This is a genomic window from Deinococcus sp. Arct2-2, assembly GCF_004801315.1.
GTDB lineage: Bacteria > Deinococcota > Deinococci > Deinococcales > Deinococcaceae > Deinococcus.
Genome location: NZ_SSNW01000044.1, coordinates 17,927 through 33,923 on the forward strand (window position 1 = coordinate 17,927; position 15,997 = coordinate 33,923).

The window sequence follows — 15,997 nt, forward strand, 5'->3', positions numbered from 1 at the left end:
TGTCAGTTCACGCGCTTTGGTGTCGGGGAGAGCGGCAGGCTAGGGCTATGCTCGCCTTTCACCCCCACCTGTTTGTGCGGATTCAGGAACTGACTGGCCCCCGTGCACCCATGCCCCGCCCACTTGAAAGTGGCTTTTCTGAAGACCGCCTGTACCGCGTGCTGGGCGTGTTCAATCCCAGCGAAACCAGCGACGCTTACTTTGTGCTGGCGAATGACCGCGACGAGATGTGGTTTATCTGCCAGCGGCATTTGCGCTTTGGGGCGTTGGTGGACACGCCTCAGCACCATTTGCCGTGGATGGGGCAGCAGGCCGCCGACTAAAACAGATTTCGTTCAGCGTTTTTCCCATTCCCGCCGCAGCAGCGGATAAGGATTGATGGCCCCGCCCCCCGCATAGATGCCGTAATGCACGTGTGGGGGCGTGCCTTTGGCGTTGCCGCTGTCTCCCACGTAGCCCACCACTGCACCTTCTTCAATCCAGTCGCCCTCATTCAAGTCGGCGTAGCGTTCCAGATGGGCGTAATAGTGCCGCTGACCACCGGGGCCGAGCACCATCACGGTGCGCCCGCCCAAGCTGTTTTCTCCCACATTCACTACGATGCCGCGTGTGGTGGCCCGGATCGGTGTGTTGCGGGCCGCGAAAATATCGACACCTTCGTGCTTGCGGCCCTGGCTGCGTGCACCGCCCCACGTATCTACAAAGCGCTGACCGGGAAGGGGATTAGGCAGGCTGCGGGCTACGGGCGCGGGGGCAGACAGCAGCGCCGAATAGCGGCTGGCATTTTTGAGGATGGGCCACAGCAAGTAGGCCAGCCCGCCCAGCACAGCCAGAATCACGAGGAACGAGAGCAGACGGCGCATAGGCTCTCAGCATGGCGGGTAAAAATGAGGCAAGCGTCCTTCTAAAGTTGCCTGTTCCCTGTGTTTGGTTTCGCGGCGGCGGTAGACTAGTTACGATGACGACTGGCGCAGAAGGAAAGGCAGCCGCGCCTGACATTCAGACGGGGATAACACAGAATAAGAGTGGGCCACAGGTCTGGCTCTGGACGCTGGACAATGGCCTGCGCGTGGCCTACGAGCGCCGGGCCGGGCCGGGGTTTGCCCTCGATTTGCGGATTCCGGTGGGCAGCGCACATGATCCGGCAGGCTTTCAAGGTTCGGCGGGCGTGCTGGAAGAGTGGCTGTTTAAGGGCGCTGGGGGCCGCTCTGCCCGCGCCCTGCAAGACGCCTTCGATGACCTCGGCGTGCGCCGGGGCGGGGGCGTAGGGCCGGAAGCCACCCGCTTCGGCGTCAGCGGCCTGAATGCCGACCTGCCCGGTGCGCTTGCCCTGCTGGCCGATGTGCTGCTGCGCCCCGACCTGCCCGACGCCGAACTTGCCGTGTTGCTGGATTTGGCCCGCCAAGACTTAGAGGGACTGGAAGACAGCCCGCCCGATTTGTTGGCAGTGCAGGCCCGCAGCGTGGCCTTTGACGGCGCGGCGGCGGCTCCATTCGCGGGCTTTGCCCACCCCGCCAGCGGTACACCTGAAGGCTTGGCGGCCATTACGCCTGCCAGTCTGCGCGAATTTCTGACCCGTTATGGCGGCAGCGGCAGTGTGCTGGGCTTGGTGGCCGATGCCGACCCAGACGCGGTACACGAACTCATGGCGAGAACCTTTGCCGAGTGGCGCACGGGCCGCAACGACCTCGTAACCGCCCGCTTCTTGCCCGGTCTGCGCTCTCATCTGCCTTTCGAGGACGGCGAGCAGACCCACATCAGTCTCAGTTCGCCGGGAATTGCGCCGCTGCACCCGCACTGGCTGCACTGGCAACTGGCGATTACGGCGCTGTCGGGCGGCAGTGCCAGCCGTCTATTCCATGCCGTGCGCGAGGAACGCGGGCTGGCGTACTCGGTCAGCGCGTCGCCGGTGGTGCTGGGCGGGCAAGGCTTCCTGTCTACTTATGCCGGAAGCACGCCCGCCCGCGCCCCCGAAACCCTAGAAGTGCTGCTGGCCGAACTGGGCCGCTTGCCGCAGGGGTTAACTGAAGCTGAATTCGTGCGGGCCAAAACGGGCCTGACTGCCAGCGTGGTGTTCGGGGCCGAGAGCCTACGGGCACGTGCCACCAGCCTCACTCGGGATGTGGCCGTGTTCGGGCGGATTCGCAGCGTGGCCGACCTGCGCGGGCAACTCGCGGCCCTCACCTTAGATGATGTGAACGCCTTCCTTGAGGGCTACGATCCGGCTGGGCAGGCCACGACGGTCACGCTGGGGCCAGTGGCAGTTGAAGAAACCGCAGCGGCAGAGGTCAACCATGTCTGAATCTATTCCCGCTACTCAACTCCACGTATTACCGTCCGGCCTGACCCTGCTGCTGGAACCCGACCCCGCCGCGCAAACGGTGGCCGCCGGATACTTCGTCAATACGGGCGCACGCGATGAAACACCCGCCGAGATGGGAGCTTCGCACTTCATCGAACACCTGATGTTTAAGGGTTCAGAAGCCCTGAGCGCGGCGCAACTGAACGAGCGGCTGGACGATCTGGGCGGCAACGCCAACGCCTTTACCAGCGAGGAAGCCACCGTGTACCACGCCGCCGCGCTGCCCGAGTACACGCCCGCCCTGCTGGATACCCTGACCCAACTGATGCGCCCGGCCCTGCGCCAGAGCGATCTGGAATCCGAGCGCGGCGTGATTTTGGAAGAAATCGCCATGTACGCCGAACAGCCGCCGGTGCGCGTGATAGACGAACTGCGGGCCGACTACTGGGGAGCGCACCCGCTAGGGCAACCCGTGTTGGGCACGGTAGAAACGGTCAGCGCCCTCACCCGTGACGCGCTGGCCCGCAACCACCGCGAACGCTACGGCGCAAATCAGGTCACGTTGGCAGTAGTGGGAGCCTTTGACTCTGCATCGGTGCTGGCATGGGCCGAGGCCGAATTGGGGGGCTGGCCCGTTGCCGCGCCCTTGCCGACGCCTCAGCTTCCGGCTCCGGTTCATCCCGGTACGGTGCGTGTGGTACACGATCCCAGCCTGACGCGGGTGCAGTTGGCCCTCAGCATGCCGGGGCTGCCCACCACCCACCCGCTGCGGGAAGCCGCCGTGGTATTGGCCGACCTGATCGGCGGCGAAAACGGGGCGCTGTACTGGGCATTGCTGGATACCGGGCTGGCCGACGGCGCTGATTTGGCCCACCTTGAATACCGCGATATCGGCACCTTCGAGGGCGGGTTTTCCTGCGACCCAGACCGCGCCCAAGCGGTGCTGGACGGCTTCCGCACGGTGCTGGCCGGAGCCGCCGACTTGATCACCGAAACCGCCGTGCGCCGCGCGTCCCGCAAAATGGCGGTGGGCACTTTGCTGCGGGCCGAAACGCCACATGGCCGCCTATTCACGCTGGGCATGGAGCATCTGGCTCACGGCTACCCCAGCCCCACGTCCGAACTCGTCGACCGCTACACCCGCGTCACCGCCGACGATGTGCGCGAGGTCTTGCGCCTGTGCCCCATCAACAACATCACCGAGTTTCCGCCGACGGTGGTGGCGTTGGGGCCGATCGAAACGCTGAGGTAGGGGGCTGTTTTACTGGGGATTGTGGGTGAACCCCCCAGTCTGCTTCGCAGCCAGCCCCCCTTAAGGGGAGCGCAAGAGCTTTTAATCCCCACCTCTAAGGGGGGGCGTTGCGTCAGCAACGGGGGGGTTCACCTTCCACCTCAATGTTCCCAACTTAGGCAAGAATCAAGAGCCTTTCCCCACCCCATCCAGAATCACCCCAATCACGCCGTCCAGCGTCAGCGGCCCGGTGTCGATCACCTGTGCGTCGGGCGCGGGTGCGCTCTGCATTCTGTCTTTGGCATCGCGGCGAATCAGGGCGGCTTCTATGGCCGGAATGTCTTCGGGGCGCTCGCGGGCACGGCGCTCGGCGCGGATTCGGGGGCTGGCGGTCAGGTAAAACTTGGCTCCAGCATGAGGAAACACATTGGTGCCCATGTCCCGCCCCTCGGCCACGAAGGGTTCGGGCAGGGCACGCAACTGGGCATCTACCCACGCCCGCAGCTCGGGCAGCACAGCTACCACACTCACGCCCGCATCCACGCGGGAGGAATGCAGGGCGTCGGTCAGTTCGCGCTCTCCGGCCCACACGCGGTTTCCTTCTGCCAGCGGCTCTAGCCGGGGCGCGTGCTGGTGTAGCAGAGCCAATAACACCTGCGCGTCGTGCAAATCCACACCTGCTTCTAGCCCCAGCAGGGTGGCGGCGCGGTACAAGAGGCCGCTGCTGACATACGGAATGCCCAGCGCCCGCGCCACACCCGAAGACACACTCGATTTTCCACTGGCGGCTACGCCGTCTATCGTTACGATCACGCCCCGCAGTCTAGCGCCCGGCCCGATTGCTTTGATTCCGGGTTTGCCGGACGGTCAGGTTGGCGCTGAGGCCATGACCCTGAATCACCGTTTCACCCTATGCCCAACAGCTAGACTGCACCTTATGAAACAGGCCGCCCTGCTGCTGACCCTTGCCCTGACCCTGACCGCGTGTCCGAAAAACGACACTGCCGCCACCACTACGCCGGAAGAGACGGCGACGGAAACGCCAGAAACTCCGGCCACCACGCCCCCAGCCGCCACCACGCCCGCCGTGACCAAAGCTGGCGCGATTCCCACTGGCTATACGCTCGTGCCGTTCCTGACCGACAAACCCGTGCGCGAATTCAAGAGCGAACCCGCCCTGAGCCTGCAAGACGGCAAAAACTACTTTGCCCTGATAGACACCAATCGGGGCCAAGTGCTGGCCGATTTGTATGAGGCCCAGACGCCCGTCACGGTCAATAACTTCGTATTTCTGGCCCGCAACCACTACTTCGACGGCATTCGTTTTCACCGTGTCATGAACGATTTCATGGCGCAGTCGGGCGATCCGCAAAGTACAGACCTCGCCAAAAAAGAACAGTGGGGTACGGGCGGCCCCGGCTACAGCTTTGCCGACGAGTTCCGCACCGCGCTCACCTTCGACGCCGCCGGACTGCTGGCGATGGCGAACAGCGGCCCCGCCACCAACGGCAGCCAGTTTTTCATTACGTTCGCGCCCACCGAAAACCTGAACGGCAAACACACCATCTTCGGCAAAGTCGTGACGGGTGACGACGTATTGCCCAAACTGACCCGCACCAGCGACAGCAGCACCGGACAGGAAACGCCGATTGCCGACGCCGTAGCCGATGAGATTTTGTCGGTGCGGATTGTCACGAAGAACTAGGAGAGTGTGGTGGGTGGAACGTGGATCATGGTGTAGGTGATGGCCTACGCTCCACGATCCGTCTTTTAATTTTTCCATCCCCCAACAAAAAGTGAACCGCAGTCCGTAGGTTTTCCCTACGTTCCACGATCCACTCTCCACGTTCTACCCCGTGTTCAGCTTCCTTTCTCTCCGGGCTGATCGTCGTCGAAGTACTCGAATCGGAAGGTGCCGATTTCCACGGTGTCGCCTTCGCGTGCGCCTGCCCGTTTCAGTGCCCGGTAAAGGCCCTGACGCTTAAACAGGTTCGACAGGTACTCGGCGGCGTCGTCAAGGTGACGGGCAAAGCGGGTGATCTTCTCGGCAAAGCCGCCGCCACGCACTTCCCACACGCGCTCGAACTCGCCGCCGGGTTTGGTCGGCTCGTCTTCGCGGTAGACCACCGTCAGGGCTTCTTCGCGAACGTCTTCAATCTCAATTTCCAGCGCGTTTTGCTGCGCCCACAGTTCGCGGTCAGGCAGCATGGCAAACACGTTGTCGCGCAGTTCGGTCAGGCCGATCTTCTCTTTGGCACTCACGCGCAAAATGGGCAGACCAAAGTCCAGCAGGTCGTCTTCCACCATCTGGGCAAGGTCTTCTTCTACCAGTTCCACTTTGTTCAGTGCGATCAGGGCTACGTTGCCCAGCAAACTCGGATCGTAGCTTTGCAGCTCGGATTGCAGGCTCCGCATTTCCTCAATGGGGTTGCGGGTTACGTCCAGCACGTAGATCAGCAGGCGGGTGCGGCTGATGTGGCGCAGAAACTCCAGCCCCAGCCCTTTGCCTTCGCTGGCTCCCTCGATGATGCCGGGAATGTCGGCCATCGTAAAGCGGTCATCGGTATCCACGCGGTCTACGACGCCCAAAATGGGGGAGAGGGTGGTAAACGGATAGGCGGCGATGGCCGGATTGGCCCGCGACATGGCGGCCAAGAGGCTCGATTTGCCCGCGTTGGGATACCCCACGAGGCCCACATCGGCAATCAAGCGCAGTTCTAGGCGCACACGCCGCTTTTCGCCGGGCGTTCCCAACTCCGCAAAGCGGGGAGCCTGCCGAGTGCTGCTGGCAAACGTCGAGTTGCCGCGCCCGCCGAAGCCGCCGCGTGCGATGACTTTTTCTTGGCCCACGCGCACCAGATCGGCAATCACGCGCCCGGTGTCTTCATCAAACGCCGTCGTGCCTACCGGAACTTCGATGTAAATGTCTTCGCCGTCTGCGCCCTGCCGGAGTCGGCCTTCGCCGTATGCGCCGTTGGCCCCCTTAAATTTGCGCTTGCCCACCAGCCGCTCTAGGCTTTCTACGCCCTCAATGGCCCGCAAAATAATGCTGCCGCCGCGCCCGCCGTGCCCACCATCGGGGCCGCCCTTTTCCATAAATTTGGCGCGGTGAAAGCTCATAGACCCGTCGCCGCCATTTCCGGCGGCTGCCTCAATATTTAAAACGTCACGAAATGCCATGTGTACCTCTGGTTGTTGGTGCTGAAAAAGATCGTCTAAGGGTCAAAGAGTCTGAGGGTCTAAGGAAAGGCAGGAGGATAGGTGTGCTTAGTCTCTTAGACCCTAGACCCTTAGACAGTTCTTTCCCCAGTCCAAACAAAGCACGCCCTGCCACCTGTGCGGCAAGGCGTGCGTGTTCGTGCCTGATCTCAGTCGGCAGCGAGTTCGGGCGCGGCGACTTCAATGGAGATGAAGCGGCCCGTTGCGCCCTTGTTGGTGAACACGACTTTGCCGTGCTCCAGTGCAAACAACGTGTGGTCGCGGCCCATGCCCACGTTGGGGCCAGCCTTGAACTTGGTACCGCGCTGACGCACGAGGATGTTTCCGGCCAAGACCTGCTCGCCGCCAAATTTCTTGACGCCGAGGTACTTGGGCTGGCTGTCACGTCCGTTCTTGGAAGAACCTACACCTTTTTTGTGTGCCATTTCAGTTCACCTTACCCTTTGATGCCCAGAATTTTGATGGCCGTAAAGCCCTGACGGTGGCCCGTGCGCTTGCGGTACTGCACGCCGCTCTTGTACTTACGGACGTAGATTTTGTCGCCGCGTCCGTGCGCCATGACTTCAGCCTGCACCGTAAAATTGCTCACGGCGTCACCGAAGAGGGCGTTGTCGCCGCCTACGAAAAGGGGCTTGAGATCCATCTTGTCGCCCGCATCTGCCTTCAGGTTCTCAACGCGCAAGACGTCGCCTTCCTGCACGCGGTACTGCTTGCCGCCCGTTTGAATAATTGCAAACATTGGTCGTTCCTCCTGCTGTCCCCGCCCCAGAACGCTGCCGGGGGGGTGCTGCCCATCCGCGCCAGTCAGCGCAGATCACCAAGCAAAGACTTTAACACATATCGGGGCGGCCTGCCACGCAAACATCCCCGAACCGGACTGGAGGCCGGAACGGGTCGCAAACATCGGGGGGCAACATGGCTTCTTTGCAGGAAACGCTCCCTGCACGCGGCAGGGCCAACCCGTGTGGGGCTAGATGTTGGATGATGGTTGCAGTGTCCGTTCCTGAACGTGTCCTCGCGGTACACGACGGCTCGCCTGCGCGAGTCATATTGCTGTGGCCTCCGGCGCGGCACACCTGAAGGCGGCCACGACTGCCCAGTAGAATAGCAGACGGAACTTCCGGTCACCAAACCCCGTATCTGTGGGCGTGATTGCCCGCATTCGTCCCATCTGGCGTGACGCCCTCGCGCTGCTGTTTTCTCTCGCAGACCGCCGCACGCCGCTGCCCGCCAAAGCTGCCGCACTGATTGCCATCATCTACGCCGTCAGCCCGCTGGATTTGCTGCCAGATCTGACGCCTCTGCTGGGGCTGGGGGATGATCTGATGATCGTGCCGACGATTCTGGCCCTCGCCGCCCGCAGCCTGCCCGCGCCTGTGCTGCACGACGCCCGCGCCCGCAGTGCCGCCTTGCAACACCGTCTGCCTTGGCTGCTGCCCGCGCTGGGCGTGGCGTTGGTGGTAGGGGTGGGATTGGTGGTGTGGGGGTTGGTGCGAAGCTTGGGCGGGTAGCTGTAAAAGTCAGCGTTGACCCCCACAGCCCAAAACCAGTTCAGGACGGTACTCGAAATGCATGGTGTCGAAGTGATACCAGCGGCCACCCCACGCCCAACCGTGTTTCTCGAACGCTGTGACAATGGCAAGCGGCAGCCGATTTCGGTAGACAATTCCCGCCTGACCTTCTTTGTACCCACGCCATAGCCAATAGTCCGAAAAGACGGTGTTCAGGTCTATGGCTGCCCCATAAGAATGTACGCTCAGGCGCGGCGTTCCGGCCACTTTGCGCCATAGAAATGTTCCTGCACTGGGCGTCAGATATTTCCGCAATTCCGGCTGTCTGCTCAGTTCAGCGGCAATGGCCCGAAGCGACTGCGCTGCGCCGTTAATCCGCGTGACTTGCAGTGTTTGACCAAACCAGTTCACCGCTTCCAAATCCCTCCTTACCTCGGCAGCAGAACCGCCGTACATCTTGAGGAAGAGGGGTTCGAGGCGGATGCGTCCGGGGTCAATATTGCGCTGGGGGGTGCCGAGGGGCTGGCAAGTGGGATAGGGCGTGTCAAGCTGATCCAGCAACCCCGGTTTGTTGAGCAACGCCATATAAGAAGGGGCGGCGACGCGCTGCAACGGCATCGCTGTACCGTCTTTCCAGACTAGTGAATTGCCCTGAATCCGGAAGTCGAAGGCTGGATAGGCGGAAATAAGGCGTTGGGCCAAAGCCTGATCTGAAGGCGCAAGGCTGAGGCTAGGCGCAGAACTGGCGGTGGTGAACGCAAGAACCACAAGCCAGCAAGAGTGCAGTCGTCTCACGGGGTGCAATAGTTGATCCACGGTGAAACGCCGGGAACACCGCTTCTAGACAAAGAAACTGAAGTCCAGAATGTGCCGTCATCTTCCAGTTGCCGCTCAAAATTTAGGATCATGGGGCCAAATTCGGCGCTGACATTGCGGAGCGCCGAGGCGTTTTGCCGATCCAGCCAAGTCAGAATGGCGGCCTTGCGTTCGGTGCGGAGGTTGAAGCACTTAAAAGCCACGTTCAGTACAGCTCCGTTGAAGGCCATGCGTTCTTTGGGCGTCAGGTATTCGCGCTGGGCAAGCACCGCAACTTGGTCTATTCGGCCCGCTTTTGCCAAAGACAATTGAGTGACGCCAAGCAGCAAATCCCGCGTTTCGCCTGTGCACTTGCTGACCAAGAACGTGTTTTTGTCGAGTGTCAGAGACCCGGTGCTTTGCGTTCCTCCGACCAAGAGCGAGCGCAGAGGCACGGTGGCGGCGGTGGCTGGTGCCGAAAGCAGAGGCAGGAGAAGTGCCGCGAGGAGCCATGTTGAACGCATGGTTTACCCTACACGTTCCAATTGTATTTCTGACCATAAAGCCAGCAAACTGCACCCACTTAACCCACCCCTAACCGCCGCGCCTACACTGAGTGTCGTATGAGGCCCACCCGATGAGACTGCTGCTCGTAGAAGACGACCCCCGCATTGCCGAGCCGACGCGGGAAGCGCTGCGCGAGGCAGGTTATGTGGTCACTTGGGCGCAGAGCGGGCCGGAGGGTCTAGAGGCCGCCATGCTGGGCGACTATTCCCTGCTGATTTTGGATGTGATGCTGCCGGGAATAGACGGCTTCGAGGTAGCGCGGCAACTGCGCGGGGCCGAGGTGGATTCGGCCATCTTGTTCCTGACGGCGCGGGGCGAATTGGGAGACAGGGTGCAAGGGCTGGATTTGGGCGGCGATGCTTACTTGGTCAAGCCGTTTGCCATGCCCGAATTGCTGGCAACCCTGCGGGCCTTGTCGCGCCGGGAGCGGGGGCAAGGTGCGCCGAGGCTGGCGTTTGCGGCGGGGCGCGGCGTGGTGGATACGGTGGCCCGCACGGTGACATGGGACGGCGAAGAAGTGGCCGTGACTGGGCGCGAATATGCCCTGATCGAAGTGTTGGCGCTGGCCCCCGAACGCTGGTTTACCCGCGAGGAACTGCTAGACCGCGTGTGGGGGCCAGAATTTGAGGGCGAGGCCCGCATCGTAGACGTATACGTGCGCTACGTGCGGCGCAAGCTGGCGCAGGAGGCCATTTCCAGCGAGCGGGGGCGCGGCTACCGGGTGGAGAAGTGAGGGGGCGTAGATGTCCTTAAAGTGGCCCGCACTCACCCTGCGGGCGCGGTTGGCACTCTGGGCGGCGCTGGCAACGGGTCTCGCGGTGGCGCTGGTGGCGGGCGGGCTGTACGTGGCGGTCAACGGGTTCCTCTTGCGCTCCCAGCAAGACCGCCTGCTGAGTGCCGTCAGTGCCGTGCAGGAGCGGGTAGAAGGAGAACTGGGCCGCGCCGCTGGGCCGCTGGGTTTGGGTGTCGTAGAAGTCTCGGTGGCCGACTTGGAGCGAATTGTCAACGGCAATCCGCAGACCCGGAATCTGGAACTTCGGCTGGTGTCGGTGCAGTTTGGCGTGGTGTCTCAAGTCCAGACGACCAACTTTCCGGCAGGCGTGGCCCTGAACCTGAAAGATAACCTGTACCGCCTGAACGACCAACTGATCGCCGTGCGCGGCGTGCGGGCGCGGGGGCCGGGGCGTGACCTGCAAGGGAATGTCACGCTGGCGGTGGCCACCGACGCACAAGCACTGACCGAGGCGCAGCGGGCCTTCGGGCGGGCGTTGGCGTGGCTGTTGCCTGCCGCGCTGCTGCTGTCTTTGGCGGTGGGCTGGGGCGTGGCGGGGCGACTGCTGAGGCCTGTGCGGGCGCTGGAAGGTGCGGCGCGTGAAATAGGCGCAGGGGGCGATTTGCGGCGGCCAGTGCCGGGGGCCGGACAGGGCGACGAATTGGCGCGGCTGGCCCTGACCTTGCAGGGCACGTTTGGAGGCTTGGCCGATGCCCGCGAACGCGAACAGGCATTTTTGCGGGCCGCCGCGCATGACCTCCGCAGTCCGTTGGCGGCTGTGCAGGCGCGAGTAGAAGGCACACTGGCCCGCGAACGCGACGCCGCCCGCTACCGCGCTGAACTCCGCGAAGTTGGAACCGATATGACCCGGCTCGCTACCCTCACCAATCACCTGCTGCTGCTTGCCCGTGACGCCGAGGCGATGGGGCGTGCGCCCGTGCCTCTGCGCGATTTGGCCGCCGACGCCGTAGACCGCGCCCGCGAACTCTCGCCCGAAGCTGACGTGGATTTGCTGGCCCCCGCGCCCGTGTCGGTGCAGGGAGACCGGGTGCTGCTGGGCCAAGCCATCTGGAACCTGACCATGAACGCCGTGCGGCACGCGCCGGGAGCCACCATTACCGTGCGCGTGGAAGCCGAAGCCGGGGGCGCAACCGTGACCGTGCAGGATGACGGCCCCGGCGTGGGCGCAGACGTGTTGGCCCGCCTCGGAGAAGCCTTCTACCGCCCCGACGCCGCCCGCAGCGGCGAAGGCCACGGGCTGGGGCTGGCGATTGTGCGCCGCGCCGCCGAGCTACACGGGGGAACATTGACGCTGGAGAGTGCGCCTGAAGCGGGGTTTACGGCGCGGTTATATTTGCCGGGGTAGGGCAATCGTGTTGCTCACTCACCCCCTCCCAACCTCCCCCCTCAAGGGTGAGGAGCTAAAAGCCCACGTTCCCTGCCTTTGCTCGTAGCCCTCGCCCCTTGCGGGAGAGGGGCGCTGTGAAACAGCGGGGTGAGGGGGCAGTTCAGCGATGCACCCGCCCCAACCCCTTAGACCCTAGACCTTTAGACCCTTAGACAAACCACCCTCAAACCAAGCCTACCAAGCCCCCCCATATAAACACCCGTTCAGACCCCTCGCCCGCTCCCTGCTACCCTTAAGCCCAATGAGTCAACCTGAGCAGTCAACAAGTGGTCTGCCTGCCAAAGCGGGCACAGCGGCAGCGGTGCGCTGGAGTGCCGTGGTGCTGGGCGGCGGCGATCCCGGCGATCCTTTTGCGGCGGCGCACGGCGTCAAGGTGAAGGGGCTGATTCCGGTGGCGGGCCAGCCGATGGCGCTGCATGTGTTGCGTGCCCTGCACGGCAGCGGGCGCGTGGGGCGCATCGCGTATGTCGGCCCCACCACGCCCGACATGGACGCCCTGATTGCCCTGCGCGTTACCGATCACGGCACCCTCTTAGGCAACCTAGAAGCCGGAGTAGAGGCGCTGGCGGCCACTGCAGGCGAGCGCGTATTGGTGGTCACGGCAGATATTCCACTGCTGACGGCAGAGCAGGTGCGCGACGTGCTGGACGGCGCACCCACCGACGCGGCCTTGGTCTATCCGGTGGTGCGCCGTGAGGTCTGCGAGGCGGCCTATCCGGGGGTCAAGCGCACCTATGCCCGCCTGAAGGACGGCACATTTACGGGTGGCAACCTGTTTATGCTCGATCCGGCCCTGATCGGCCAATTCCTGCCCCGCCTGCGTGATGTGCTGGCCGCCCGCAAAGCGCCCTTAAAACTGGCAGGGTTAATCGGCCCCGGCATTTTGCTGAGGTTGCTGACCGGACAACTGACGGTGGCGCGGCTGGAAGCTAAGGTGGCCGCGCTGCTGGGCGTCCCAGTTCATGCCCTGATTACGCCGCACGCCGCAGTCGGCACCGATGTCGACAAAGATGAAGACCTGCAACTGGCAGAGGCGCATTTCGGGGCCGCCCTCTAGAGTTGCTCTTCCAAATTAACCCGCGTTGCTCGGTCATAAAGGAAATCTCTTGATGACAAATGCTTTGAATTGGTCTTACACCACGCCCCCCACTGCTTTTCCCTCTTAATCCTGACCTCTAAGCTCGGCTTTTCTTGCGCCCGCACGGACAAAACCTGACTAGTCCGGTGCAACTCTCCTGAGGGCTTTGCCCTTGTCAGGTTCCCCGGCGCTGTGCATACTGTCTGGCATGCCCCACGTCATCGTCAGCCCCTGCATTGGTGTAAAGGATAACGCCTGCACCGAAGTTTGCCCCGTAGAGTGCATCTACGACGCGGGCGATCAATTCCTGATCCACCCCGACGAGTGCATCGACTGCGGCGCGTGCGTGCCCGCTTGCCCCGTCAGCGCCATCTACCCTGAAGAAGACGTGCCCGGCGGCGAAACCGAATTCATCGTCAAGAACCGCGTCTACTTCGGCCTGTAAGCCTTGCTGTGCCGCCCACCTTCCGGCTTCGGCTGGGGGTGGGTGTTTTTTTAGTTGTGGGCTGTGGGGAAGGCGTCTGAGCGCAAGAGTCTAAGGGTCTAGGGTCTAAAGAACTAAGGAAGGGCTTGGGTAGACCGCTTCAGCTTATGCATGATGTGTAGAAATACCCCGCCAGAATGTACGTGCAGAACGGTGTTTTCAGGCTGCGGCGTATGGGCTTGACACCCCCTGCATACCGCGCTATATTTTCCTTATCACCGTCCGAGCAGGGCGGATTTTTTGTTTTTGTCTTATGTCCCCACCGGTGTAGGCTAACGGGCATGAGCGACGCCGCGACTGCTTCTGGCCTGCCCTCCCCCCTCAAGTCTGCCGCGTGGTTGCTGGAGCATCTGCCTGATGTGCGGGTGCTGGACTGCCGCTATGCCCTGTCTGACCCGTTGGTGGGGCGCTTTGCCTACATGGGCGGCCATATTCCGGGCGCGGTGTATGCCGACCTAGAAACCGACCTGAGCGGCCCGGTGCAGCCGGACGGCGCGGGTGGCCGTCATCCCCTGCCCGACCCGCAGGACTTGGCGGCGTGGCTGGGCGCGGCGGGGATTGGAAACGACAGCATAGTCGTGGCCTACGACGATCCCAGCACCGGGCAGGGCTTTTACGCGGCGCGGGCGTGGTGGCTGCTGCGCTGGCTGGGGCACGCTGAAGTGTACGTGCTGGACGGCGGCTGGCCCGCCTATTTGGCGGCGGGCGGCGAGGCCACCACCGATGAACTCGGCGTCACGCCTACCACCTTCACACCCCATGTGCGCCCCGAACTGGTGGCCACCGCGCAGGATGTGCAGGCCCGCGACGCCGCCACGCTGCTCATAGATTCCCGCGCTCCGGCCCGCTACCGGGGCGAAACCGAGCCGATAGACAAGAAAGCCGGACACATTCCCGGAGCCGTGAACCGCGACTGGACGGGCGCACTGACCCCGGCGGGCACGTTCCGGGGCGGGCCAGAGCAGGCCGAGCGCCTAAACGCCGAGGGTGCGCCCACCATCACCTACTGCGGCAGCGGCGTGAGTGCCACGCCTAATCTGCTGGCCCGCGAGTTGGCGGGAGTGCCGCTAGGCGCAAGCAACCGCCTCTACGCCGGATCGTGGAGCGACTGGATTAGCGACGATGGCCGGGAGATTGCGGAGGGGGAGTAAAGTTGGAACGTAGGAAAAGAGTGAGCGGGCGTAGGCATCAGAGTTCTTGGTTCTTAATCTCTGCAACAACCCTAGAACTCCAGCTCACATCACCACGATCCACGTTCTACGGTCCACTCACCACGTCCCGTTCCCCATCCTGAAACTCCAGCCTCAGCCGTTTGCTGGGGCCGATCTGGGCGGCGCGGGTGATGGGCTGGCCTGCCGCGTCGCGTACCAGCGCATACCCGCGTTGCAGCGTGCGGGCGGGTGTGAGGCCCAACGCTTGGCGCATCAGGGCGTCGGTGTGGGCGTGGGCGGCGTCGGCTTGGCGCAGGGCGGCGGTGCGGGTGCGGTCTAGCGCCCATTCTGCGGCGGCGGCAGCGTCTACCAGAATGTCGCGGGCAGCGGCGCGAATACTCCGGGCGTCTTCCTGTGCCTGTGCAGCGGCGGCGGCCACCACGCCCACGATCAGGGCGGCGGCCTTGCTGGGCGTGTCGGTGCGGGTATGGGCCACTTCGTCGGGCAAGGTGTCGTCGCGGGCATGGCCCAAGCCAGTTATAACAGGAGCCGGAAAAGTCGCCAACGCACGGGTCACGTCCAAGTCGTTCAGCCACGCCAGATCGGTCACGGCCCCGCCGCCCCGGATGACCACCAGCGCGTCCAGCGGGGCCTCTAGGTGGGCGGCCCGCGCCTGTGCAATGGCCCGCATCAAGCTGCCCGAGGCGTCCCGGCCCTGAAATGTGGCTTCCAGATAGATGAACTCCACGACGCCAGCGGCCTCCAGTGGGTCTGTTTCGCGCCGGAAGTCGCCCAAGCCAGCGGCTCCCTCCGGGCTGACGACGGCCACGCGGCCAAAATCGGTGGGCGCGGGCAGCAGGCGGTTCAGGCCGTACACGCCTTCGCGCACCAACTGTTCCCGCAGGGCGTCCAGCCGCACGGCAGCGTCACCCAGCGTAAATTCGGGCGACACATCCAGTACATTCAGCGAAAAGCCGTACTGCGGGTGAAATTCGGCGGTGCAGAACAGCAGCACTTTCAGGCCCGCCGTGAAAGTTCCTCCGGTGGCGCGGCGAAATTTGCCTTCCAGCGCAAAGCGTTCGCGTGCCCAGATGGTGGCGCGGCATTTGGCAATCTCGCCCTCCTCGCCCAGTTGCACGAGGTCTATGTACAGGTGGCGGCGATCCGTGAGGCTGGCAATTTCGGCCCGCACCCAAATCGCCCCCGGTACGCCCCGCGCGATGACCTGACCCACGTAGGTCAGCACGTCGGCCAAGTCGAGAAACTGCTCGGGCGGGCGGGTAGATTCGGCTTTGGTGCGGCGTTTGCGTCCGGTCATGATGTGTGCCGCTAGAGTACAGCGGCAGGAAGTGGTGAGTGGATCGTGGAACGTGGGAAAGGCGTGGGGGCCGATTAAGCTGGGCTTTGGTCAAGGAAGAAAGTTTGGGACGCCGTCAAGGTTGACGTTATGTGTGAACCCCCCAGTCTGCTTCGCAGCCA

General features: G+C 63.3%; 18 protein-coding genes. 10 read left to right on the plus strand and 8 right to left on the minus strand.

What is annotated here, in order from left to right; genetic code table 11:
- Nucleotides 1-47 precede the first annotated feature (47 nt).
- Complete coding sequence (locus E7T06_RS16240; protein WP_136366821.1) at nt 48-323, plus strand: hypothetical protein; 276 nt, start codon at nt 48-50, stop codon at nt 321-323.
- Nucleotides 324-335: 12 nt separating this feature from the next.
- Here E7T06_RS16240 and E7T06_RS16245 read toward each other — a convergent pair whose 3' ends face one another.
- The gene (locus E7T06_RS16245; protein ID WP_136366822.1) at nt 336-863 is read right to left on the minus strand and encodes a M23 family metallopeptidase; all 528 of its coding nucleotides are present in this window, start codon (nt 861-863) and stop codon (nt 336-338) included.
- A gap of 95 nt (nt 864-958) precedes the next feature.
- Between E7T06_RS16245 and E7T06_RS16250 the strand changes: the two genes are divergently transcribed.
- Both E7T06_RS16250 and E7T06_RS16255 read left to right on the plus strand, forming a co-directional pair.
- Nucleotides 959-2,302 (plus strand): pitrilysin family protein, encoded by a 1,344-nt coding sequence (locus E7T06_RS16250; protein ID WP_136366823.1) that lies wholly within the window; start codon nt 959-961, stop codon nt 2,300-2,302.
- A complete protein-coding gene (locus E7T06_RS16255) occupies nt 2,295-3,554 on the plus strand; it encodes a pitrilysin family protein (protein WP_168733592.1) in 1,260 nt (419 codons plus the stop codon). Before E7T06_RS16250 ends, E7T06_RS16255 begins: the two co-directional genes overlap by 8 nt.
- Before the next feature lie 165 nt (nt 3,555-3,719).
- Here the strand turns inward: E7T06_RS16255 and cmk are convergent, their stop codons facing one another.
- On the minus strand, nt 3,720-4,346 hold the full coding sequence (gene cmk / locus E7T06_RS16260) for a (d)CMP kinase (protein ID WP_136366824.1): 627 nt from the start codon (nt 4,344-4,346) through the stop codon (nt 3,720-3,722).
- A gap of 124 nt (nt 4,347-4,470) precedes the next feature.
- Here cmk and E7T06_RS16265 point away from each other — a divergent pair, with 124 nt between their 5' ends.
- Nucleotides 4,471-5,238 (plus strand): peptidylprolyl isomerase, encoded by a 768-nt coding sequence (locus tag E7T06_RS16265; RefSeq protein WP_136366825.1) that lies wholly within the window; start codon nt 4,471-4,473, stop codon nt 5,236-5,238.
- A 155-nt stretch (nt 5,239-5,393) separates the two neighbouring features.
- Here the strand turns inward: E7T06_RS16265 and obgE are convergent, their stop codons facing one another.
- From obgE to rplU, 3 genes are all read right to left on the minus strand, one after another.
- On the minus strand, nt 5,394-6,713 hold the full coding sequence (gene obgE / locus E7T06_RS16270; protein WP_136366826.1) for a GTPase ObgE: 1,320 nt from the start codon (nt 6,711-6,713) through the stop codon (nt 5,394-5,396).
- Between the two features lie 188 nt (nt 6,714-6,901).
- Complete coding sequence (rpmA, locus tag E7T06_RS16275) at nt 6,902-7,177, minus strand: 50S ribosomal protein L27 (protein WP_019011398.1); 276 nt, start codon at nt 7,175-7,177, stop codon at nt 6,902-6,904.
- An 11-nt stretch (nt 7,178-7,188) separates the two neighbouring features.
- The gene (rplU, locus tag E7T06_RS16280; protein WP_064013839.1) at nt 7,189-7,491 is read right to left on the minus strand and encodes a 50S ribosomal protein L21; all 303 of its coding nucleotides are present in this window, start codon (nt 7,489-7,491) and stop codon (nt 7,189-7,191) included.
- Between the two features lie 409 nt (nt 7,492-7,900).
- Here rplU and E7T06_RS16285 point away from each other — a divergent pair, with 409 nt between their 5' ends.
- Nucleotides 7,901-8,263: a DUF1232 domain-containing protein gene (locus E7T06_RS16285; RefSeq protein ID WP_240741116.1), complete on the plus strand. Its 363-nt coding sequence runs from the start codon at nt 7,901-7,903 to the stop codon at nt 8,261-8,263.
- 9 nt (nt 8,264-8,272) lie between these two features.
- On the opposite strand, the gene E7T06_RS16290 is transcribed toward E7T06_RS16285, so the two are convergent.
- Both E7T06_RS16290 and E7T06_RS16295 read right to left on the minus strand, forming a co-directional pair.
- The gene (locus tag E7T06_RS16290) at nt 8,273-9,031 is read right to left on the minus strand and encodes a M15 family metallopeptidase (protein ID WP_136366828.1); all 759 of its coding nucleotides are present in this window, start codon (nt 9,029-9,031) and stop codon (nt 8,273-8,275) included.
- A 23-nt stretch (nt 9,032-9,054) separates the two neighbouring features.
- Complete coding sequence (locus E7T06_RS16295; RefSeq protein ID WP_136366829.1) at nt 9,055-9,582, minus strand: hypothetical protein; 528 nt, start codon at nt 9,580-9,582, stop codon at nt 9,055-9,057.
- 113 nt (nt 9,583-9,695) lie between these two features.
- Between E7T06_RS16295 and E7T06_RS16300 the strand changes: the two genes are divergently transcribed.
- The 5 genes from E7T06_RS16300 to E7T06_RS16320 all read left to right on the plus strand — a co-directional run bounded on the left by E7T06_RS16300 (nt 9,696) and on the right by E7T06_RS16320 (nt 14,518).
- A complete protein-coding gene (locus E7T06_RS16300) occupies nt 9,696-10,358 on the plus strand; it encodes a response regulator transcription factor (RefSeq protein WP_136366830.1) in 663 nt (220 codons plus the stop codon).
- Between the two features lie 10 nt (nt 10,359-10,368).
- The gene (locus E7T06_RS16305; protein WP_136366831.1) at nt 10,369-11,763 is read left to right on the plus strand and encodes a HAMP domain-containing sensor histidine kinase; all 1,395 of its coding nucleotides are present in this window, start codon (nt 10,369-10,371) and stop codon (nt 11,761-11,763) included.
- 283 nt (nt 11,764-12,046) lie between these two features.
- Nucleotides 12,047-12,862 carry a nucleotidyltransferase family protein gene (locus tag E7T06_RS16310; protein ID WP_136366832.1) on the plus strand — a complete coding sequence of 272 codons (816 nt, stop codon included), beginning with the start codon at nt 12,047-12,049 and terminating at the stop codon, nt 12,860-12,862.
- A gap of 229 nt (nt 12,863-13,091) precedes the next feature.
- The gene (locus E7T06_RS16315) at nt 13,092-13,328 is read left to right on the plus strand and encodes a ferredoxin (protein WP_064013833.1); all 237 of its coding nucleotides are present in this window, start codon (nt 13,092-13,094) and stop codon (nt 13,326-13,328) included.
- A gap of 320 nt (nt 13,329-13,648) precedes the next feature.
- Nucleotides 13,649-14,518, plus strand: a complete 870-nt coding sequence (locus E7T06_RS16320; RefSeq protein ID WP_136366833.1) for a sulfurtransferase — start codon at nt 13,649-13,651, stop codon at nt 14,516-14,518.
- A 106-nt stretch (nt 14,519-14,624) separates the two neighbouring features.
- On the opposite strand, the gene xseA is transcribed toward E7T06_RS16320, so the two are convergent.
- Nucleotides 14,625-15,836: an exodeoxyribonuclease VII large subunit gene (gene xseA / locus E7T06_RS16325; RefSeq protein WP_136366834.1), complete on the minus strand. Its 1,212-nt coding sequence runs from the start codon at nt 15,834-15,836 to the stop codon at nt 14,625-14,627.
- Nucleotides 15,837-15,997 lie beyond the last annotated feature (161 nt).